The following is a 23,304-nucleotide window of genomic DNA, read 5'->3' as shown; positions in this document are numbered from 1 at the left end:
AAGAGAAGAGAAGTGTAATTCTCTTACTTAATATGTTTCATATTATTCTCGAACAAAATATACCGTAGTTGTCTTTTAGGCAATTAGTAGATTGGAACATTATATCTGAAAGCTTTTGCTAGAGGATTATTTGTACTTTTGTTATTTCAAAAAAGAGATAATGAAGATCTTAATCTATAGAGGTATGTGCATACATTATTATAGTTGGAGGGAAAGAATAAATGGCTGCAAAATGGGAAAAATTAGAAGGTAACGTAGGCGTTTTAACAATCGAAGTTGATGCTAAAGAAGTAAACAACTCTATCGACGCTGCGTTCAAAAAAGTAGTAAAAACAATCAACGTACCAGGTTTCCGTAAAGGAAAAATGCCTCGTCCGTTATTCGAACAACGCTTTGGTGTTGAATCTTTATACCAAGATGCTTTAGATATCATCTTACCAAAAGCATACGGTGAAGCAATCGATGAAGCTGGTATCTTCCCAGTTGCTCATCCTGAAATCGACATTGAGAAGTTCGAAAAAAATGCTAACCTTATCTTCACTGCAAAAGTTACAGTGAAACCTGAAGTTAAATTAGGTGAGTACAAAGGTTTAGCAGTAGAAAAAGTTGAAACAACTGTAACTGACGAAGATGTAGAGAACGAATTAAAATCTTTACAAGAGCGTCAAGCTGAGCTAGTTGTTAAAGAAGAAGGAACTGTTGAAAACGGTGATACAGCTGTAATCGACTTCGAAGGTTTCGTTGATGGCGAAGCATTTGAAGGCGGAAAAGGCGAAAACTACTCTCTAGCAATCGGTTCTGGTACATTCATCCCAGGTTTCGAAGAGCAATTAATTGGTCTTAAATCTGGTGAGTCTAAAGACGTTGAAGTATCATTCCCAGAAGAGTACCATGCTGCTGAATTAGCTGGCAAACCAGCAACATTCAAAGTAACAGTTCACGAAATCAAAACAAAAGAACTTCCTGAGTTAAACGACGAGTTCGCTAAAGAAGCTGACGAAGCGGTTGCAACTCTTGATGAATTAAAAGCAAAACTTCGCACAAACTTAGAAGAAGGCAAAAAGCACGAAGCTGAGCACAAAGTACGTGACGAAGTAGTAGAATTAGCTGCTGCTAACGCTGAAATCGACATTCCAGAAGCTATGATCGACACTGAGTTAGATCGTATGGTTCGTGAATTCGAGCAACGTTTAAGCCAACAAGGTATGAACCTTGAGCTTTACTACCAATTCACAGGTACTGATGCTGACAAGTTAAAAGAGCAAATGAAAGAAGACGCTCAAAAACGCGTAAGAATCAACCTTGTTCTTGAAGCTATCATTGAAGCTGAAAACATCGAAGTTACTGAAGAAGAAGTAACTGCAGAAGTTGAAAAAATGGCTGAAATGTACGGTATGCCAGTAGACGCTATCAAGCAAGCTCTTGGAAGCGTAGACGCTTTAGCTGAAGATCTTAAAGTTCGTAAAGCTGTAGACTTCTTAGTAGAAAACGCTGCATAATAAAATAACAAGGCGCGATTTTAATCGTGCCTTGTTTTATAAATATAGAAATATATTTATAAAACTTTTCGATGAAGAAGGAAAACTTCCTTAATAAGTCGAATATACATATTTCAAAAGTTTTAAAAACTTTTTATTTGTACATAACTAGTCATATTATTTGTATTTCTCGCCACGTAGTGACATAATATGTATTTACATACGATACATTTATCGTGTACATACGAAGGCAAGAGGTTAGCACTTTGTAAGGGGTGTGAAAATATGTTTAAATTTAATGATGAAAAAGGGCAATTAAAATGTTCTTTCTGTGGTAAAACACAAACGCAAGTCCGAAAGTTAGTTGCAGGTCCAGGTGTTTACATTTGTGACGAGTGTATCGAACTTTGTACTGAAATTGTACAAGAGGAGCTTGCGAAAGACGAAGAAGTAGAATTCAAAGATGTACCGAAACCGGTAGAAATTCGTGAAATTTTAGATGAGTATGTCATCGGACAAGATAACGCGAAAAAAGCACTAGCGGTAGCGGTATATAACCATTACAAACGCATTAATTCTAACAGCAAAATTGATGATGTAGAATTAGCGAAGAGTAATATCGCACTTATCGGGCCAACAGGTAGTGGTAAAACATTACTGGCACAAACGTTAGCGCGTATTTTAAATGTTCCATTTGCAATCGCGGACGCAACATCTTTAACTGAAGCTGGGTACGTTGGGGAAGATGTAGAAAACATCTTACTTAAATTAATCCAAGCAGCTGATTATGATGTAGAGAAAGCGGAAAAAGGAATCATTTATATTGATGAGATTGATAAAGTGGCACGTAAGTCCGAAAATCCATCAATTACACGTGATGTATCTGGTGAAGGTGTGCAGCAGGCACTTCTGAAAATTTTAGAAGGTACTGTAGCAAGCGTTCCACCTCAAGGTGGCCGTAAGCATCCGCATCAAGAGTTTATTCAAATTGATACAACGAATATCTTATTCATCTGTGGTGGAGCGTTTGATGGCATCGAGCCAATTATTAAACGTCGTCTTGGTGAAAAAGTAATTGGATTTGGTTCTGAGAAGAAAAATGCTGATGTAAATGAGAAGCATGTTTTATCTCACGTATTACCAGAGGACCTTTTAAGATTTGGTTTAATTCCAGAGTTTATCGGTCGTCTTCCAGTTATTGCGAACCTAGAGCCGCTTGATGAAGATGCTCTTGTTGATATTTTAACGAAACCGAAAAATGCACTTGTTAAGCAATTCCAAAAACTATTGGAGCTTGACGATGTTGAGTTAGAGTTTGAAGAAGGCGCACTAATTGAGATTGCGAAAAAAGCAATTGAACGTAAAACAGGTGCTCGTGGACTTCGTTCTATTATTGAAGGCTTAATGCTTGAGGTAATGTTCGAGCTACCATCTCGCAAAGATATCGAGAAGTGTATTCTTACAAAAGAAACAGTAGCTGATAATGCAGCACCAAAATTGGTGTTACAAGACGGTACTGTACTTGATACAAAAACATCTGCATAATGCGAAGGAGAAACAGCAATTTTTATAATTGCTGTTTTTCTTTATGTTTAGCTATGTTCCTCCGCGGAAATACTAAGAGATAAAACATTGCGGGAGGAAATAAATGATGAGCTGGACAAATATATTTTTACTTGTTCAACTTGTTTTTGGTGTAATTGTCGGATTGTATTTTTGGCATTTACTTCGAAATCAGCGAACACAAAAAGTTTCAATTGATCGAGAATCGAAAAAAGAATTAGAACAGCTTCGTAAAATGCGCGAGATTTCTTTAACAGAGCCGCTTGCGGAAAAGGTGCGTCCTACATCCTTTTTAGATATTGTAGGGCAAGAGGACGGGATTAAGTCGTTAAAAGCGGCTCTTTGTGGTCCGAACCCGCAACATGTGATTATATATGGTCCGCCAGGTGTCGGAAAGACAGCGGCAGCACGTCTCGTATTAGAAGAAGCGAAACGAAATCCAAAATCTCCATTTCGCACAAATGCAACATTTATTGAACTGGATGCGACGACAGCTCGGTTTGATGAACGTGGTATTGCAGACCCTTTAATTGGTTCGGTGCATGATCCAATTTATCAAGGTGCTGGTGCGATGGGGCAAGCAGGTATTCCGCAACCGAAAAAAGGTGCGGTAACAGATGCTCACGGTGGTATTTTGTTTATTGATGAGATAGGTGAATTACATCCGATTCAAATGAACAAAATGTTAAAGGTGCTAGAAGATCGGAAAGTGTTTTTGGAAAGTGCATACTACAGTGAAGAGAATACGATGATTCCAACGTATATACATGACATTTTTCAAAAAGGTTTACCAGCCGATTTTCGCTTAGTTGGGGCGACGACACGTTCGCCAGAGGAGATTCCTCCTGCTATTCGGTCGCGCTGTTTAGAAGTGTTCTTCCGTGAGTTAGATACAGAAGAAATTCAAAAAGTAGCGAAGAATGCGGCTGACAAAGTGGAAATGCAAATCGGTGAAAATGGTATTGAAATGATCGGGATGTATGCAAGAAATGGGCGAGAAGCGATTAATCTTGTACAAATTTCTGCTGGAATGGCAATAAATGAAGAACGTCCTTTCATTAAAGATGAAGATATAGAGTGGGTTGTTCACTCTAGTCAACTTACACCGAAGTATGAAAAACGCATTTACCCTATTCCGAGAATCGGTCTTGTAAATGGACTTGCTGTATACGGACCAAATACAGGCGCGTTATTAGAAATTGAAGTAACAGCAATCAAGGCGAAAGATAAAGGATCGGTAAATGTTACTGGAATTGTTGAAGAGGAAAGTATTGGTAGTCAAACGAAATCCATTCGTCGTAAAAGTATGGCGAAAGGTTCTGTAGATAATGTATTAACAGTGCTTCGATCTCTAGATGTATTGCCAGAAGGGTACGATATACATATTAATTTTCCAGGTGGTATCCCGATTGATGGGCCTTCGGCGGGAATTGCTATGGCAACAGGTGTGTATTCAGCAGTGCATCATACGTATGTGAATAATGAAGTAGCGATGACTGGTGAGATAAGTATACACGGGGAAGTGAAACCTATCGGTGGTGTGTACGCAAAAATAAAAGCTGCGAAAAAGGCAGGAGCTAAGAAAGTTATCATTCCTGCTGAAAACATGCAACCATTTTTGTATACAATAAAAGGAATTGAAATTATTCCTGTTCGGAAGTTGAAGGAAGTATTTGAGCTAACGTTTATACAGGAAAATATACATCGAGAGCTCGATGTACATACTACGATAGACGAAACAGATGCACAATCAATGTGAGAATGAACGATAATAGTATTTGCCAGACTTCGTTTAAGTTTGTATGCTTAAGCGGAGTCTTTTTTCTTTTATAAGGGAGAAAAAACGAGGGATTTACAGTTGCGGAGAATCTCTGCAATTGCATCTAGATGTATTGTAATATAAAATAGTTGAACAGGAGTTTAATTTATTATGGAGGTGCTATGTCTAGTATGAATACGAATGAAAGAATCGTGCCCCTCCTACCATTAAGAGGCGTTCTCGTATATCCAACGATGGTTCTGCATCTTGATGTAGGACGTGATAAATCGATACAAGCACTAGAGCAGGCGGCAATGGATGAAAATATCATCTTTTTAGCAATGCAAAAAGAAATGAATATCGATGATCCGAAAGAAGATGACATATATAGTGTAGGTACAGTGGCGAAAGTGAAGCAAATGTTAAAATTGCCGAACGGTACGCTTCGTGTCCTTGTAGAAGGTTTACATAGAGCAGAAGTAGTAGAGTTTATCGAAGAAGAAAATGTAGTGCAAGTTTCTATTAAAACGATAACGGAAGAAGTGGAAGCTGATTTAGAAGAGAAAGCTCTTATGCGCACATTACTGGAGCATTTCGAACAATATATTAAAGTTTCGAAAAAAGTTTCAAATGAAACATTTGCAACGGTAGCTGATGTAGAAGAGCCAGGAAGATTAGCGGATTTAATTGCTTCTCACTTGCCAATTAAAACGAAGCAGAAACAAGAGATTTTAGAAATCATATCTGTGAAAGAACGATTACATACACTTATTTCAATTATTCAAGATGAACAAGAATTACTTAGTTTAGAAAAGAAAATTGGACAAAAAGTGAAACGTTCAATGGAGCGCACGCAAAAAGAATATTTTTTACGTGAGCAAATGAAGGCGATTCAAACTGAACTTGGCGATAAAGAAGGTAAGGGCGGGGAAGTTGAAGAACTTCGTGAGAAAATTGAACAGTCAGGAATGCCTGAAGAAACAATGAAGGCCGCACTGAAAGAATTAGATCGTTATGAAAAGTTACCAGCAAGTTCTGCGGAGAGCGGTGTTATTCGCAATTATATCGATTGGTTATTAGCACTTCCGTGGACAGAGGCAACAGAAGATATGATTGATCTTGCTCATTCTGAAGAGATTTTAAACAAAGATCATTACGGTCTTGAGAAAGTGAAAGAGCGCGTACTTGAATATTTAGCGGTACAGAAGTTAACGAATTCATTAAAAGGGCCTATCCTTTGTTTAGTAGGACCACCTGGGGTCGGAAAAACTTCGTTAGCGCGTTCTATTGCAACATCATTAAATCGTAATTTTGTCCGTGTATCCCTTGGTGGTGTGCGTGATGAATCTGAAATTCGTGGTCACCGTCGTACGTACGTTGGAGCAATGCCAGGACGTATTATTCAAGGTATGAAAAAGGCGAAATCAGTTAATCCAGTCTTCTTATTAGATGAAATTGATAAAATGTCTAACGATTTCCGTGGAGATCCTTCAGCAGCATTACTTGAAGTGTTAGACCCAGAACAAAACCATAACTTCAGTGATCATTATATTGAAGAACCATATGATCTATCGAAAGTTATGTTTGTAGCAACTGCGAATACACTTTCCAGTATTCCAGGTCCGTTACTTGACCGTATGGAAATTATTTCGATTGCTGGCTATACAGAGCTTGAAAAGGTTCACATTGCTCGTGAACATTTATTGCCGAAACAATTAAAAGAGCATGGCTTACGAAAAGGTAATTTACAAGTACGTGATGAAGCGCTTCTTGAAATTATCCGCTATTATACACGTGAGGCTGGTGTTCGTACATTAGAGCGCCAAATTGCAAAGGTTTGTCGTAAAGCAGCAAAGATTATCGTTACAGCAGAACGTAAGCGTATTGTAGTAACAGAGAAAAACGTTGTTGATTTACTTGGTAAGCACATATTCCGTTATGGGCAAGCTGAAAAAACAGACCAAGTTGGTATGGCGACAGGTTTAGCGTATACGGCAGCAGGTGGCGATACACTGGCGATCGAAGTGTCCGTAGCGCCAGGTAAAGGGAAATTAATTTTAACAGGGAAACTTGGGGATGTTATGAAAGAATCCGCACAAGCAGCGTTTAGCTATATTCGTTCTCGTGCAGAAGAGCTTCAGATTGATCCTGATTTCCATGAGAAAAATGATATTCATATTCATGTTCCAGAAGGAGCAGTTCCAAAGGATGGACCGTCAGCAGGTATTACGATGGCAACGGCACTTATTTCTGCGCTAACAGGTATTCCTGTAAGTAAAGAAGTGGGGATGACAGGTGAAATTACACTTCGTGGTCGTGTATTACCGATTGGTGGTTTAAAAGAAAAAACATTAAGTGCTCACCGCGCAGGTTTAACAAAGATTATTTTACCAGCGGAAAATGAGAAAGATTTAGATGATATTCCAGAGAGCGTAAAAGAAAACCTTACGTTTGTGCTTGCATCTCATTTAGATGAAGTATTGGAGCACGCATTAGTAGGAGTGAAACAATGAAAGTAACAAAAGCAGACATTGTAATTAGTGCTGTTAAACCAGAACAATATCCAGACGGTGACTTACCAGAAATTGCATTAGCAGGTCGTTCAAATGTCGGGAAGTCTTCCTTTATTAATAAAATTTTAAATCGTAAAAAGTTAGTACGTATTTCTTCTAAACCAGGAAAAACACAAACATTAAACTTCTTCTTAATTAATGAGATGATGCACTTTGTGGACGTTCCAGGTTACGGATATGCGAAAGTATCTAAAACAGAGCGCGCGGCTTGGGGTAAAATGATTGAAACGTATTTTACAACACGTGAGCAATTAGATGCAGCTGTATTAGTAGTTGATTTACGTCACAAACCAACAAATGATGATGTAATGATGTATGATTTCTTAAAGCATTATGACATTCCAACCATTATTATTGCAACGAAAGCCGATAAAATTCCGAAAGGGAAATGGCAAAAGCATTTAAAAGTTGTAAAAGAAACGCTTGATATTGAAAGTGGCGATGAAGTCGTTCTATTCTCTTCTGAAACAGGACTTGGGAAAGAAGAAGCATGGAAAGCAATTCATAAATTTACAAAAACAAAAAACGCGTGACGAATGTCGCGCGTTTTTTTCTTTATACACTTTTAGCGTACGTTTAATGTAACCTCAATATTTCCTCGTGTTGCTTTAGAGTAAGGACATACACCGTGAGCGGCTTCTACAAGTTCTTGTGCTTCGCTATGTGAAACGCCAGCGACATGTACATCAAGTACAGCAGATAGGCCGAAACCACCATCTGTATCTTTTCCGATAGAAACGTGAGCAGTTACTTCTGTACTTTCTACTTTCACACGTTTCGTACGAATGACAAGTTGTAATGCACTATCAAAACAAGCAGCGTAACCAGCAGCAAATAGTTGTTCTGGATTTGTTGCCTCTCCGCCTGCACCACCTAGTGCTTTCGGCATTTTCACATCAAGATTTAATATGCCATCATCTGATACTACTTTTCCATTTCTTCCACCTGTAGCAGTTACTGAAGCAGTATATAATTTATCCATGTTTATTCCCCTTTTCTATCATTAATTGTTTTCATTGTTTCAATTAGTTTATTTAATTGAATTAATAAAGAACGATATTCTTGTTCTGTAATTCCTAAATTTGTTGCCATCGTTGTCGGCAATGAACAAGCCTTATCTTGTAAATCTTTTCCTTGTTCTGTTAATTCAATACACACTTTTCGCTCATCTTCTTTGGAACGAACGCGTTTTACAAGGTTTAATGATTCCATTCGTTTTAACATAGGTGTTAACGTACCGGAATCTAAAAATAGACGTTCTCCAATTTCTTTTACTGTTAATCCATCTTGCTCCCATAGTACGAGTAAAGTAATGTACTGTGGATACGTAATGCCCATTTCTTCTAAATATGGTCGGTAAAAGCGTGTAACCTCTCTAGAACAAGCATAAATAGAAAAACAAAGTTGATTATCTAGATGCAAAGAATCTTCTGTCATGAATGACTCCTTTCTAATTAAGTTGTGCACAATTTAATTTTGTAAAATCAATATAACGAAAAAGAAATACAATGTCAAATACATTGTATTGAGAAAGTTTGTGCTACAATTTGGAACAATCATACATATTTTCCTTCATGATGAAAGAAGATAGGAAAGATGATGTTATAATTTATATGGAATAGTTTCCATCACTTGATTATGAGGGCTTTTTTTGGTAACGTACAAATAGAGTTATTAATTTATAATCATTATAAAGTAGAAAAATTTTATTCATTTTACTGAATCTCCTTTCTTACATATGGAGAATAAATAAAAAAATAATCGGTTGTTCACACGATTGTCAGATTCATAAGAGGAAAGTTGTATTATGATAGTAGATAAAGTGATAAAACGGGTGAAGGGGGACATGCTGCGTGCATATTCTTGTTGTTAGTGTAAATTATCGAACAGCCCCTGTAGAATTTCGTGAGAAACTCACATTTCAGGCAGCAGAGCTAGAGCAAGCAATGACTACATTACAAAATCAAAAGAGCGTGTTAGAGAATGTTATTGTATCAACTTGTAATCGCACTGAGGTTTATGCTGTTGTCGATCAATTACACACGGGACGGTATTATATTAAGAAGTTTTTAGCTGATTGGTTTCAGCTTGAAATAGAAGAAGTCGCACCATATTTAACTATTTTTGAACAAGATGGTGCAATTGATCATTTATTCCGCGTAACGTGCGGTTTAGATTCTATGGTAGTTGGAGAGACGCAAATTTTAGGTCAAATAAAAGATAGCTTTTTAGAAGCGCAACAAGTAAAAGCAACAGGGACAATTTTTAATGAATTGTTTAAGCAAGTTATTACATTGGCGAAACGTGCTCACTCAGAAACGACAATTGGTGAAAGCGCGATGTCTGTTAGTTATGCTGCTGTTGAGCTTGGGAAGAAAATATTTGGCGAGTTAACAGATTGTCACGTACTTATTCTTGGTGCTGGTAAAATGGGTGAACTTGCACTACAAAACTTATATGGAAGTGGTGCTCGTAAAGTAACAGTCATGAATAGAACGCTTTCAAAAGCAGAAATAATGGCTGAGAAATATATGGGACACGCAAAACCTTTAAGTGAATTACAATGTGCATTATTAGAAGCTGATATTTTAATTAGTTCAACTGGTGCATCGGATTATGTCATTACGAAAGAGATGATGACAAAGGTAGAGAAAATGCGCTCTGGTCGTCCATTATTTATGGTTGATATTGCAGTGCCGCGTGATATTGATCCAGCAATTGATGAGCTAGAAGGTTCTTTCTTGTATGACATTGATGATTTGCAAGGAGTAGTGGAAGCGAACCGTGCTGAGCGTTTGAAAGAAGCAGAGAAAATTCAATTTATGATTGAAGAGGAAATTGTTGTATTTAAAACGTGGTTAAGTACACTTGGTGTCGTTCCGTTAATATCAGCTCTTCGTGATAAGGCACTTGCTATTCAAAGTGAAACGATGGAAAGTCTGGAACGAAAAATACCGAATCTTAGTGATCGTGAGAGAAAAGTAATTAGTAAGCATACGAAAAGTATTATTAATCAATTATTAAAAGACCCAATTTTGGTAGCGAAAGAAATAGCTGCTGAAGAGGGAGCAGACGAAAAATTAGCGTTATTTGCAAAGATTTTCGATTTAGAAATGGAAGACGTAGAGAGTCGTGCGGAAGAAGTAGAACATAAAAGAGCGTGGACACCATCCGTTCCATCTTTATAATTTGGAAGGATGATCGGATGAGTTTTTTAAATAACAGTATTATTTATCATATTGCAATTATTTTATATGCTTGTAGCATTAGTTTATATTTTATAGATTATTTCCAAAGTAACCGAAAGGCGAACCGATTTGCTTTTTGGTTACTTTCGATTGTATGGGTTCTGCATTCTATTTTTATGTTGCTTAGAGCTACAGATTCAGAAACGAACCCCCTTTTAACCTTATTATCAGGTATTTATTTTTATGTTTGGCTATTGATTACGATGTCGTTAGTCATTAATCGATTTATGAGAATCGATTTTTTAGTCTTTTTTACAAATGTTGTTGCATTTGGCGTAAGCGCTTTTTCTATTTTTACGCCGCTTGGAAAGATGTCGCCGATACTTGCAGAGCAATTAGTTTCGGAGCTTGTATATGTACATGTCGGTATGGCTATTATTTCTTATGCAACTTTTACTGTATCGTTCATTTTTTCTATTATGTATTTATTGCAATATCGCCTATTAAAAAAGAAAAAATGGAATGCCAGATTAAGAAGGTTAGGGAATTTACCGAAGCTAGAATCGATGTCTTACGGATTAAATTTATTTTCTGTTCCATTTTTCTTACTAGCTATTTTATTAGGATGCATATGGGGATATACAAAATTGGACAATTTCCATTGGTATGATACGAAAGTAATCGGGTCCTTTGTCGTTCTATTTGTATATTGTGCTGGCCTATATTTACGAGCGGCAGATGTGTTGCAAGGGAAGAAAATCGTGCAGTGGAACATCGGAGCATTTCTCGTAATGCTAATTAATATTTTTCTATTAAGCAGTTTATCCAACTTCCACTTTTGGTATTTATAATGAGGAGAGAAAATTATGCGCAAAATTATTGTAGGGTCACGAAAGAGTAAATTAGCATTAACGCAAACAAATTGGTTTATTGATCAGTTAAAAGCGCTAGGTTTACCATATGAATTTGAAGTGAAAGAAATCGTCACAAAAGGCGATGTAATTTTAGATGTTACTCTTTCAAAAGTAGGTGGCAAAGGCTTGTTTGTGAAGGAGATTGAACATGCGCTACTTACGAAAGAAATTGATATGGCTGTACATAGTATGAAAGATATGCCGGCCGTACTTCCAGAAGGATTAATGATTGGTTGTACACCAAAGCGTGTTGACCCTCGTGATGCTTTTATCTCAAAAAACGGAGCGTCGTTTAAAGAGTTAGCAGAAGGCGCTATCTTAGGTACGAGTAGTTTAAGACGTAGTGCACAGCTACTCGCTGCGAGACCAGACTTACAAGTGAAGTGGATTCGCGGAAATATCGATACACGTTTACGCAAATTAAAAGAAGAAGATTACGATGCAATTATTTTAGCGACAGCGGGATTACAAAGAATGGGCTGGGATAATGAAGTTATTACAGAACATTTAGATGAGACGTTATGTGTACCTGCTGTAGGACAAGGTGCATTAGCGATTGAGTGTCGTGAGGATGATAAAGATTTACTGCAGTTGTTAGCTCATATGAATGATGGAGTAACAGAAAAAACAGTGGCAGCAGAACGCGTATTTCTTCATAAACTTGAAGGTGGATGCCAAGTTCCAATCGCTGGATATGCAACTCTTACGGAAAACGATGCAATCGAATTAACAGCTCTTGTCGGGTCTATGGACGGTTCGGTTTTATTGAAAGAGACAGTAGTAGGAACTGATCCAGAGAAAGTAGGATTAGAGGCTGCGGACCGTTTAATTAACCAAGGCGCAAAAGAACTCATTCTTGCTGCAAATAAGGGGCAACAATAAATATGAACGCTCTCGCTGGCAAAACGGTATTGATTACACGTGCCCAGCATCAAGCAAAACAAATGAGTGTAGCGGTGAAAGAAAAGAGCGGAATTCCATTGGAAATTCCGCTTTTGCGTATGGAAGGTATGTCTCATAGGCAAATTCAACATATAGCAGGGCAGTTACATTCGTATGACTGGGTTATTTTTACGAGTAAAAATGGGGTAGCTTTTTTTCTAGATCGTTTGAGACAGAAGCTACCTGTAACGACTAAAATTGCTGCAGTAGGTGTGAAAACAAAGTTAGAGTTAGAAAAGCGAGGCTATCGAGTGGATTTTGTTCCAACTTCATTTGTTGCAGAAGTATTTGCAGAAGAGTTTGTAAAAAGATTAAGTGGAAACGAACGTATTTTATTTCCGAAAGGGAATTTAGCAAGAGACGTAATTCCAGTTGCGCTTCGTGAAATGGGTGTTTCTCTAGATGAGCTTATCGTATATGGTACGAAAGAAAATGTAGAGAAAAAGCAAGAGCTTATAGAAGCGTTAGAAGTAGGGAAAGTAGACATTATTACATTTACGAGCCCTTCCACTGTTACGAGTTTTGTTCGTTTACTTGAGGATACAAACTGGAGAGAATGGACAAAAAAATGTACAATTGCTTGTATAGGGCCTATTACGGAAAAAGAGGCGAGCCTTTATTTTCCGCATATTATTATGCCGAAAGAGTACACTGTAGAAGCATTACTACAATGTGTTTGTGAATCTATAAAATAAAAGAATGGGGATAGAAATCTATGAACTCTTTACAATTTAATCGTCATCGTCGCTTAAGACAAAGTGGAGGCATGCGTGCGCTTGTGCGTGAAACGTTTTTACATACGGAAGATTTTATTTACCCTATTTTTGTATTAGAAGGAGAGAATGTTCGTAATGAAGTGCCTTCTATGCCAGGCGTATATCAAATATCTTTAGATTTATTGCAAGCTGAAATGCAAGAAGTTGTTGATTTAGGTATTCGTTCTGTTATTGTATTTGGTTTACCTGCTGAAAAAGATGAAGTTGGATCATCAGCATATTGTGATCATGGAATTGTGCAACGTGCGATTCAGCAAATTAAAGGTGAATTCCCTGATCTAGTAGTAGTTGCGGATACATGTTTATGCCAATTCACAAGCCATGGTCATTGCGGTGTAATTGAAGATGGTATTATTTTAAATGACGAGTCTCTTGCAGTTCTTGCAAAAACAGCTGTAAGCCAAGCGAAAGCAGGAGCGGACATTATTGCGCCATCAAACATGATGGACGGATTCGTAACAGCAATTCGCCACGCATTAGATGAAAATGGTTTTGGACATGTACCAGTTATGTCGTACGCTGTTAAATATTCATCAGCATTTTACGGACCATTCCGTGATGCGGCGCATGGTGCACCGCAATTTGGTGATCGTAAAACATATCAAATGGACCCAGCGAACCGCATGGAAGCATTCCGTGAAGCAGAATCAGATGTAATGGAAGGGGCAGATTTCTTAATTGTAAAGCCAGCTCTTTCTTACTTAGATATCGTTCGTGATGTGAAAAATAACTTTAATTTACCAGTCGTTGCTTATAACGTAAGCGGTGAATATTCAATGATTAAAGCGGCAGCGCAAAATGGCTGGATTAATGAAAAAGAAGTTGTACTTGAAAAATTAATTAGTATGAAACGCGCAGGAGCAGATTTAATTATTACGTATCATGCGAAAGATGCAGCAAGATGGTTACAAGAAGGAGGCGCTAAATAATGAAAAAGTTTGATAAGTCGATTGCAGCGTTTGAAGAGGCTCAAGATTTAATGCCTGGTGGCGTAAATAGCCCAGTTCGTGCTTTTAAGTCTGTCGGTATGAATCCGTTGTTTATGGAGCGTGGAAAAGGCTCTAAAGTATATGATATCGATGGAAATGAATACATCGATTACGTATTATCATGGGGTCCATTAATTCATGGTCATGCAAATGATTGTGTTGTTGAGGCTTTAAAAGCTGTTGCTGAAAAAGGTACGAGCTTCGGTGCTCCAACGGAAATTGAAAATAAATTAGCGAAACTTGTTATTGAGCGTGTTCCATCAATTGAGATTGTGCGTATGGTTAACTCTGGAACAGAAGCGACAATGAGTGCGCTACGTTTAGCTCGTGGTTATACAGGGCGTAACAAAATTTTGAAATTTATCGGTTGTTATCACGGTCATGGTGACTCGTTATTAATTAAAGCGGGTTCTGGGGTAGCGACGCTAGGTTTACCAGATAGCCCTGGTGTACCAGAAGGTGTAGCGAAAAATACGATTACAGTAGCGTATAACGATTTAGAAAGTGTGAAATACGCTTTCGAACAATTCGGTGATGATATTGCTTGTGTCATTGTAGAACCAGTAGCAGGGAATATGGGTGTTGTTCCTCCGCAACCAGGATTTTTAGAAGGTCTTCGTGAAGTAACAGAGCAAAATGGCGCATTGCTTATTTTTGATGAAGTAATGACAGGATTCCGTGTTGCTTATAATTGTGGACAAGGTTATTACGGTGTAACACCTGATTTAACTTGTTTAGGTAAAGTAATCGGTGGTGGATTACCGGTAGGAGCATACGGTGGTAAAGCAGAAATTATGCGCCAAGTTGCACCGAGCGGACCGATTTATCAAGCAGGTACTTTATCAGGTAACCCACTAGCAATGGCAGCAGGTTATGAAACGTTAGTACAGTTAACGCCAGAATCGTATGTAGAATTTGAGCGTAAAGCTGAAATGTTAGAAGCTGGCTTACGTAAAGCGGCTGAAAAACATGGCATTCCACATCATATCAATCGTGCGGGTTCTATGATTGGTATCTTCTTTACAGATGAACCAGTTATTAATTACGATGCAGCAAAATCTTCAAACTTAGAGTTCTTTGCGGCTTACTATCGTGAAATGGTAGAACAAGGGGTATTTTTACCGCCATCTCAATTCGAAGGTTTATTCTTATCGACAGCACATAGTGATGCTGATATTGAAGCGACGATTGCAGCGGCTGAAATTGCAATGTCAAAATTAAAAGCTTAATTGAATAAAGAAAATCGCTCTCCGTAAGGGGAGCGATTTTTTTTATTCATAAAGTCAGCTTTCCGTACATAAATCTGTAATGACATATAGTTTGGGAGGGGGAAAAGAAGTGGCAACAGATCATTCATTACGTTTTTCATTAAAAGAATCTGTTTGGTTCCAAAAAGGACAGGAAGTCGAAGAACTTTTGTCAATTTCGTTAGATCCAGACGTTGAGATAGAAGAGCTTGATCATGAGGTTATTGTGAGAGGGCAATTAGATTTAACGGGAGAGTATGTTGCAAGGCAAGATGATTCAGCTTATTCATTAAGAGATTTATCGCCAGCGAAGTCAATTGATTATGTAGAAACGAGAGAAGATGGGGTTAATGAACTTGTTCATTCCTTTCCGCTTGAAATATCGATCCCAAGAAACCGTGTGAAAGTAATTGAAGAACTATATGTATCCATCGAGGAATTTGATTATGAATTAAAGGAAAATGGTTGCTTACAATTATTAGCGGATATATCTATTACAGGATTATGTGATGAAGAACGCATCGAGGATGAAGAGGAAGAGAAAGAAACGGCGTATGCTGAGTTGGAAGTTGATTCAGCGCAAGAGGATGAAAATAGACCGACGCCGCAAGTAGAAGAACCAGCTTATAAGGAATCAGATGAGTGGGAAGATTACGCGTTTGAACCGTTCCAACTAGAAGAAAGAAAAGAGCAGGAAGTAGAAGAAGAGGAAATAGAAGAACATGAATTTGTAGAGCGTGAAGAGGAGAAAGAAACAACGCCGCAATTTGAATTGTTCGGACGAAAAGATTTCAAGAAAGAAAAAGCGAAAAAACAAGAAGAGCAAGAAGAAGAAACGTATTCACAGCGAGATGAAAATGCGCTTTATTTAACGAAATTATTTACGAAAGAACCGGAAGAAGAATTTACAAAGTTAAGAATGTATTTCGTGCAAGAAGGAGATACGATCGAATCTGTTGCAGAACGTTATGAAACATCTGTACAAAACTTATATCGTGTCAATCAAACAGAAGATATATATTTAACTACAGGACAAATTATTTATATTCCTGTTTCAAGAGCAAAAGCGAAATAAGTGAGTGTTTTCACTCACTTATTTTTCTAAAGGCTATGTTTTGAATAGAAAGGGTTATTCGTATGGATATGGAATTACGAAATCGTTATGAACCCATTGTAAGGCAATATAGATTGGATACGCAGCATATGGAAGAGCACGGAAGTGTGACGAAAATTTATACGAATCAAGGTCCATATGCGCTCAAGAAAATAGAAGGCAGGAAGTTAGAGCGGAATAACTTTTTGCATCATATTCAATATTTAAAGGAGAAAGGTTTTTCAAATTATGTACCTATATATCATGCGACGGACGGAAATTATATTTTAAGTGACGGTACGTATAATTATTATTTAATGCCTTGGTTAGAGCGTGCGGAAGGGAACGGCGAGGATAATGATCAATACCATAAAATGTTTCAGACTCTCGGAACGTTGCATCAAAAAACGGTAAAAGAAGAAACGTATACAGAAGAGGATTTAGAAAAACATTATACAAATATATCCGATCGCTGGGAAAGTGATGGAGAGATGTTAGAAGAGTTTCTTGTAGAATCGGAAGCGAAGTGGTATATGTCTCCGTTTGAATTGCAATATTGTACGTACTATCATCATGTAATGAGGGCGCGTGAGTTTGCGACGAAGCAATTAAATGAGTGGAACGATGCAATGAAAGAAAAAGAAACAACGCGCATTACTTTTGTACATGGTAACGTATCGCTTAATCATTTTTTATTTGATTATGAACGGAATGGCTATTTTATTAGTTTAGAAAAATCGAAGTTTGCAACACCTGTGCAAGATATTGTAGGCTTTTATTCTCGGTCTTTAAACACATATCCAATTGCGCGAAGTGATCGGTTTGAATGGTATCAAATGTATCAAAAAAATTTCCCTTTTACGAAAGAAGAGCAACTACTCATGTTTGCGTATATGACGTATCCATCGCAATTTATTCGGCAAATCCAGTCTTATAAGAAAAGAAGAGAGCGGCGTAATGAGGAAAATGAACTTCTCGGAGTAAAGAGTTTGCAACAAGCGCATTGGCTCGTTAGTAATATAGAATATTTTCTTTCGCAATTACAAGCTGCCCAGCAAGGGAACGGATAAAGAAGATAAGTAGAGGATGTTACTTATCTTCTTTTTTTTACTCAAAAAGCTGTAGTATTAAATTTATCTTGACGAATAAGGTTTCGTTTTTTACACTATTGTATATAATAATTAACAATCATATAAATGCCTTGAAGGGGAAGAGTATAACAAGAAACGTCTTCAGAGAGGAGAATCATTAGCTGGGAGATTCTCTAGATAGTTATGTTAGAAGGTAGCCCTGGAGCATCTTTTCTGAACGGAATAGTTCTCATTAGGAAAAGACGGATTTGTCCGTTATCAAATTAAGAGTATAAGCAAATTCCTGAATTTGTTTGTAAATAAAGGTGGTACCGCGATGTCCCTCGTCCTTTTTTGGATGAGGGGCATTTTTTATTTTAAGGAGGGAAAATAATGTCAAACACGGAAAAGAATTTACCAACTAAATATGATCATATGTCCGTTGAAGAAGGCCTTTATCAGTGGTGGTTAGAAGGCAAATATTTTGAAGCAACAGGAGACGAGAAGAAACAACCGTATACAATTGTAATTCCACCTCCGAACGTAACTGGTAAGTTACACTTAGGTCATGCTTGGGATACAACTCTTCAAGATATTTTAACTCGTACGAAGCGTATGCAAGGTTACGATGTATTGTGGCTTCCAGGAATGGACCATGCGGGTATCGCAACACAAGCGAAAGTAGAAGGGAAACTTCGTGAAGAAGGTATTTCACGTTACGATCTTGGCCGTGAGAAATTCCTTGAAAAGGCTTGGGAATGGAAAGAAGAATACGCTTCTCACATTCGTCAACAATGGGGGAAAGTTGGTTTAGGACTAGACTATTCTCGCGAACGTTTCACATTAGACGAAGGTTTATCTGATGCGGTTAATAAAGTATTCGTTCAATTATACGAAAAAGGCTTAATTTACCGCGGTGAATATATTATCAACTGGGACCCGGCAACACGCACAGCTCTTTCTGATATTGAAGTAATTCATAAAGAAGTTCAAGGTGCATTCTACCATATGAACTATCCGTTAACAGATGGATCTGGCCACATTCGTCTTGCAACAACTCGTCCAGAAACGATGCTTGGTGATACAGCGGTAGCGGTTCATCCAGAAGACGATCGTTACAAGCATTTAATCGGAAAAACAGTTACACTTCCAATCGTAGGCCGTGAGATTCCGATTATTGCTGATGAGTATGTAGAAAAAGATTTCGGAACAGGTGTTGTAAAAATTACGCCAGCTCATGACCCGAATGACTTTGAAGTAGGTAACCGTCATGACTTACCACGTATCTTAGTAATGAACGAAGATGGAACGATGAACGAAAAAGCTGGTAAGTATAACGGTATGGATCGTTTCGAGTGCCGTAAAGCGTTAGTAAAAGATTTACAAGAAGCGGGCGTATTAGTAGAAATCGAGCCTCATATGCATTCAGTAGGTCATAGTGAGCGTAGTGGTGCAGTTGTTGAGCCTTACTTATCAACACAATGGTTCGTAAAAATGGCTCCACTTGCTGAGAAGGCAGTAGCGCTTCAGCAAAAAGAAGAAGAGAAAGTAACGTTCGTACCAGAGCGTTTCGAAAACACATATTTACGTTGGATGGAAAATATTCACGACTGGTGTATTTCTCGTCAATTATGGTGGGGACACCGCATTCCAGCTTGGTATCATAAAGAAACTGGTGAAGTATACGTAGGTACAGAAGCACCAGCAGATATTGAAAACTGGAATCAAGATAACGACGTACTTGATACATGGTTCAGTTCAGCACTATGGCCATTCTCAACACTTGGTTGGCCAAATGAAGATGCAGCAGACTTCAAGCGTTACTATTCAACAGATGCACTAGTAACTGGTTATGACATCATCTTCTTCTGGGTATCTCGTATGATTTTCCAAGGTTTAGAGTTTACAGGCGAGCGTCCATTTAAAGATGTATTAATTCACGGTTTAGTTCGTGATGAGCAAGGACGTAAAATGAGTAAATCTCTTGGTAACGGTATTGACCCAATGGAAGTTATCGAGAAGTACGGTGCAGATGCAATGCGTTTCTTCTTATCAACGGGAAGTGCACCAGGTCAAGATTTACGCTTCAGCATGGAGAAAGTAGAATCTACTTGGAACTTCATTAATAAAATTTGGAATGCATCACGTTTCGTATTAATGAACATGGATGACATGAAATATGAAGAAATCGATTTAACTGGTGAAAAATCAGTTGCAGATAAGTGGATTTTAACTCGCTTAAATGAAACAATCGAAAGCGTAACACGTAACATGGATAAATATGAGTTCGGTGAAGCTGGTCGCTCATTATACAACTTTATTTGGGATGATTTCTGTGACTGGTACATTGAAATGGCGAAACTTCCTCTATACGGTGAAGATGAAGCAGCTAAGAAAACAACTCGTTCTATTTTAGCTTACGTATTAGACCAAACAATGCGTCTATTACACCCATTCATGCCATTCGTAACAGAGAAGATTTGGCAACATTTACCGCACGAAGGCGAATCTATTACAGTAGCAGCGTGGCCAACAGTACGCGAAGATTTACAAGATGCAGAAGCTGCAGCAGAAATGCACCTTCTAGTTGATATCATTCGTTCTGTTCGTAATATCCGTGCAGAAGTTAATACGCCAATGAGCAAAAAAGTTCAAATGCAAATTAAAGCAAAAGACGAGGCTGTACTTGCTCAACTTACGAAAAACAGCTCTTACATTGAGCGTTTCTGTAACCCAAGCGAATTAACAATTCAAACGGACTTACAAGCGCCAGAAAAAGCAATGACTGCAATCGTAACAGGTGCAGAGTTATTCTTACCGTTAGCTGATCTTATCAATCTTGATGAAGAGAGAGCGCGTCTTGAGAAAGAGCTTGAGAAGTTCGACAAAGAAGTAGAACGTGTACAGAAGAAACTTTCAAACCAAGGTTTCGTAGCGAAAGCTCCTGCAGCAGTTATTGAAGGAGAGCGTGCGAAAGAGCAAGATTACCTAGAAAAACGCGAAGCAGTTCGCCAACGTCTAGCAGATCTTGAGAAATAAAATGCTTTTTAGAGACTCACTATATTGGTGAGTCTCTTTTCTTTGCGTATAATAGGGTTATGAAGGTTGTTTTTTGAAAGGGGAAAGCATACGTGATACATACATACGAAGAAGCGATAGGGTGGATTCATAGCCGATTGAAGTTTGGTATTAAACCGGGATTAGAAAGAATGAGATGGATGCTAGAAGAGCTCGGAAATCCGGAGCGTCACATAAAATGTGTTCACCTTGCTGGTACAAATGGAAAAGGTTCAACGTTAACATATATGCGCTACATGTTAGAAAATGCAAAATATAAGGTAGGAACATTTACCTCCCCTTATATTGAAACATTTAACGAGCGTATTAGTGTGAATGGAACACCAATTGCAGATGAAGAGATTACTGAACTTGTAAAGATGGTAAAGCCAGTCGTTGAAAAACTAGATGAAACGGATTTAGGGGAAGCGACTGAGTTTGAAATTATTACTGTTATGGCAATTTGTTACTTCGGTAAAGTTAATTTCTGTGATGTTGTTTTATTTGAAACAGGGCTTGGAGGGCGCTTTGATTCTACGAATGTGATTCATCCAGTTCTCACGATTATTACGAATATCGGTCACGATCATATGCATATTTTAGGTAATACATTAGGAGAAATTGCATATGAAAAGGCGGGAATTATTAAGTCTGGTGTTCCGGTTATTACTGGTGTGCAAGATGAGGAAGCGTTGCAAGTCATTCAAAAAGTTGCAAAGGAAAATCAGGCAAACTTATACGAGATGGGCAACCATTTTACAGCGTTACATAAACAGTCTAGTGAAGATGGAGAACAGTTCGATTTCACTTGTCCTTTCGCCTCTTTTGAAGATGTGCGAATCACAATGAAAGGCAGCCATCAAGTAGGAAACGCAGCACTTGCACTTATGGCAGTCATGTATGTAAAAACATACTTATCATTTTTAATTGAGGAAGAAGAAATAAGAACGGGATTACAGGAAGCGTATTGGGTGGGGCGCTTTGAAAAACTGCAAAGTAATCCGGATATTATTATAGATGGTGCTCATAACCCAGAAGGTATTGAAAGTCTTGTGAAAACGGTAGAATCACATTACAAAGATAAAAATGTAATAGTTTTATTTACTGCCCTTGGTGATAAACAATTGCACAATATGGTAGGTCAATTAGAAAGCATCGCCGATGAAATTATTTTTACAACATTCGCCTTTGATCGTGCTATTTCAGCAGGCGAGCTTGCATCGTATGCAAAGGAAGAGTCAAAATTAGTTTTTGAAAATTGGAAAGAGGCAATTGATACGAAGGTTGAAATGCTTGGAGAAAATGATGTTTTTATCATAACAGGTTCTCTTTATTTCATTTCGGAAGTTCGAAAATATATTCGCGAAAAAAACTAGATAGTCTTTGCTATCTAGTTTTTTTGTTCTACAAATGAAGTCAAATGCATACATATAAGATAAATATATAGGGTTATTTGGCGAATTCCTCTGACAAATATCTCGTTTTTTTGTGAAATGAATATGATATGATGCGGACAACGATAAGAGGTGAGGTGTGAGTGTATGGACAAGCAATCACGAACGATCTCAGTGAAAGTGAATGGAACAGAAGCGAAGTATGAGGAGAAGAAGAAAGATGAATTTGACTGGATGGTAGTAGAAAGTGAAAGGCCAAAAAACGTTGTTCCGTTTCAAAAATCGAAAGTAGCGTCTACGGAAAAAAATCGAAAGAAGTGGAGCAATACGTTAATTGCAATCGTTGCAACTGCAATTATTATTGGTACGGCGTTTGGGATGGGGATGCTACAGTTACTGAAAGGACAAGGTGCGACAGGAGGAAGCGAAGTAACAGCTTCGAAGCAGATGCGAAAGGAAGAATCAAAGGTGGGTGGAACGGCAGAACAAACAACAGCACCAAAAGAGGAAAAAACAAAAGCACAGACAGGAACGTCATTAGATCCAATGAAATTATTTTTTGTTCAAGGAGGAATCTATTCTTCTGAAGAAAAGGGACAGGCCGCTCTTGAAGAGTGGAAAGGTAATGGAGGTGTAGCAGCCTTAAAACCGAGCGGTGATAAGTATGCATTAGTTGTTGGTATTGCTAGCGATGAACAAGGCATAAACCAATTAATGACGCAGTATAAAAAAGATAATGTCTCCGTATTGAAAAAGGACTGGGATATAACAGATAAAGCGTTACTTAAAGATGATAAAGAAATCGGGGCGTTTTTAACAAAAGTACAGCCATTATATACTCATTTAGCAAAATATGCTTCTAGCGTACAAGCTAGTGAAAAAAGTAATGCAAAAGATATAAGTGCAATCGAAAAAGAGTGGAAAGCGATTGAAAAAGAAGGGAAAAGTATGAAGCAGGAAGAAGCGAAGAAATTGTATATGTATACGTCGGTAGCTGTGCAAACAGTGAAGGACGGAAAAGATGATAAGGAATCTTTAGCGAAATTAAATCAAGTTATCATTGATGGTATACTTTCATACGAAAAAATTGTTTCACAAAAGGTGAAATAATAGGATAATGAAATGACGAAGGAAGAAGTGTAGAGGCTTCTTTCTTTTCTTTTGAATTTAGAGTAAAGTGCTTTCTCTATGACAGGAATATAATCGTGTTTTGGTAAGGAAGTATTATTTTGTTTAGAGAAAATAATATTTCTTTTATTTG

18 protein-coding genes and 1 other annotated feature are annotated in these 23,304 nt (G+C 37.8%); of the genes, 16 read left to right on the top strand and 2 right to left on the bottom strand.

Annotated features, from left to right (window positions below; translation table 11 throughout):
• The first annotated feature begins 221 nt into the window (after positions 1-221).
• From tig to ysxC, 5 genes are all read left to right on the top strand, one after another.
• Positions 222-1,499: a trigger factor gene (tig, locus tag NST14_RS22705; RefSeq protein ID WP_000729258.1), complete on the top strand. Its 1,278-nt coding sequence runs from the start codon at positions 222-224 to the stop codon at positions 1,497-1,499.
• 264 nt (positions 1,500-1,763) lie between these two features.
• Positions 1,764-3,023: an ATP-dependent protease ATP-binding subunit ClpX gene (clpX, locus tag NST14_RS22700; RefSeq protein ID WP_000472282.1), complete on the top strand. Its 1,260-nt coding sequence runs from the start codon at positions 1,764-1,766 to the stop codon at positions 3,021-3,023.
• Between the two features lie 106 nt (positions 3,024-3,129).
• Positions 3,130-4,800, top strand: a complete 1,671-nt coding sequence (gene lonB / locus NST14_RS22695) for an ATP-dependent protease LonB (protein ID WP_025991615.1) — start codon at positions 3,130-3,132, stop codon at positions 4,798-4,800.
• Positions 4,801-4,982: 182 nt separating this feature from the next.
• Entirely contained in the window at positions 4,983-7,313 is a 2,331-nt protein-coding gene (lon, locus tag NST14_RS22690) for an endopeptidase La (protein ID WP_000097293.1), read from the top strand.
• Positions 7,310-7,906 carry a ribosome biogenesis GTP-binding protein YsxC gene (gene ysxC / locus NST14_RS22685; protein ID WP_000869113.1) on the top strand — a complete coding sequence of 199 codons (597 nt, stop codon included), beginning with the start codon at positions 7,310-7,312 and terminating at the stop codon, positions 7,904-7,906. The genes lon and ysxC overlap by 4 nt, the downstream gene beginning before the upstream one ends.
• Positions 7,907-7,938: 32 nt before the next feature.
• On the opposite strand, the gene NST14_RS22680 is transcribed toward ysxC, so the two are convergent.
• Both NST14_RS22680 and NST14_RS22675 read right to left on the bottom strand, forming a co-directional pair.
• Positions 7,939-8,355, bottom strand: a complete 417-nt coding sequence (locus NST14_RS22680; protein WP_000359781.1) for an organic hydroperoxide resistance protein — start codon at positions 8,353-8,355, stop codon at positions 7,939-7,941.
• A gap of 2 nt (positions 8,356-8,357) precedes the next feature.
• Positions 8,358-8,810, bottom strand: a complete 453-nt coding sequence (locus tag NST14_RS22675; RefSeq protein ID WP_000133920.1) for a MarR family winged helix-turn-helix transcriptional regulator — start codon at positions 8,808-8,810, stop codon at positions 8,358-8,360.
• A 416-nt stretch (positions 8,811-9,226) separates the two neighbouring features.
• Between NST14_RS22675 and hemA the strand changes: the two genes are divergently transcribed.
• From hemA to NST14_RS22620, 11 genes are all read left to right on the top strand, one after another.
• Positions 9,227-10,561, top strand: coding sequence for a glutamyl-tRNA reductase (hemA, locus tag NST14_RS22670; protein ID WP_000547851.1), 1,335 nt, complete (start codon positions 9,227-9,229; stop codon positions 10,559-10,561).
• A gap of 17 nt (positions 10,562-10,578) precedes the next feature.
• A complete protein-coding gene (locus NST14_RS22665; protein WP_000008993.1) occupies positions 10,579-11,412 on the top strand; it encodes a cytochrome C assembly family protein in 834 nt (277 codons plus the stop codon).
• Between the two features lie 15 nt (positions 11,413-11,427).
• The gene (hemC, locus tag NST14_RS22660; RefSeq protein WP_001226412.1) at positions 11,428-12,357 is read left to right on the top strand and encodes a hydroxymethylbilane synthase; all 930 of its coding nucleotides are present in this window, start codon (positions 11,428-11,430) and stop codon (positions 12,355-12,357) included.
• Positions 12,358-12,359: 2 nt separating this feature from the next.
• Complete coding sequence (hemD, locus tag NST14_RS22655; protein ID WP_000992332.1) at positions 12,360-13,112, top strand: uroporphyrinogen-III synthase; 753 nt, start codon at positions 12,360-12,362, stop codon at positions 13,110-13,112.
• Between the two features lie 20 nt (positions 13,113-13,132).
• Positions 13,133-14,122 carry a porphobilinogen synthase gene (hemB, locus tag NST14_RS22650; protein WP_001087058.1) on the top strand — a complete coding sequence of 330 codons (990 nt, stop codon included), beginning with the start codon at positions 13,133-13,135 and terminating at the stop codon, positions 14,120-14,122.
• Complete coding sequence (gene hemL / locus NST14_RS22645; protein WP_048557562.1) at positions 14,122-15,411, top strand: glutamate-1-semialdehyde 2,1-aminomutase; 1,290 nt, start codon at positions 14,122-14,124, stop codon at positions 15,409-15,411. Before hemB ends, hemL begins: the two co-directional genes overlap by 1 nt.
• A gap of 109 nt (positions 15,412-15,520) precedes the next feature.
• Entirely contained in the window at positions 15,521-16,504 is a 984-nt protein-coding gene (spoVID, locus tag NST14_RS22640; RefSeq protein ID WP_000179732.1) for a stage VI sporulation protein D, read from the top strand.
• A gap of 62 nt (positions 16,505-16,566) precedes the next feature.
• Positions 16,567-17,592 (top strand): spore coat protein YsxE, encoded by a 1,026-nt coding sequence (ysxE, locus tag NST14_RS22635; protein WP_000367001.1) that lies wholly within the window; start codon positions 16,567-16,569, stop codon positions 17,590-17,592.
• A gap of 122 nt (positions 17,593-17,714) precedes the next feature.
• Positions 17,715-17,947 (top strand) — a binding site (T-box leader).
• A gap of 38 nt (positions 17,948-17,985) precedes the next feature.
• Positions 17,986-20,631, top strand: coding sequence for a valine--tRNA ligase (locus NST14_RS22630; RefSeq protein ID WP_000072229.1), 2,646 nt, complete (start codon positions 17,986-17,988; stop codon positions 20,629-20,631).
• 92 nt (positions 20,632-20,723) lie between these two features.
• Positions 20,724-22,025: a bifunctional folylpolyglutamate synthase/dihydrofolate synthase gene (locus NST14_RS22625; RefSeq protein WP_000582084.1), complete on the top strand. Its 1,302-nt coding sequence runs from the start codon at positions 20,724-20,726 to the stop codon at positions 22,023-22,025.
• Between the two features lie 165 nt (positions 22,026-22,190).
• The gene (locus tag NST14_RS22620) at positions 22,191-23,153 is read left to right on the top strand and encodes a hypothetical protein (RefSeq protein WP_000360990.1); all 963 of its coding nucleotides are present in this window, start codon (positions 22,191-22,193) and stop codon (positions 23,151-23,153) included.
• Positions 23,154-23,304 lie beyond the last annotated feature (151 nt).

Origin of the sequence: Bacillus sp. FSL W8-0519 (genome assembly GCF_038005585.1) — a bacterium.
GTDB lineage: Bacteria > Bacillota > Bacilli > Bacillales > Bacillaceae_G > Bacillus_A > Bacillus_A paranthracis.
Note: the sequence above shows the minus strand (reverse complement) of the source record. Positions and strands in the feature narration are given on the sequence as shown.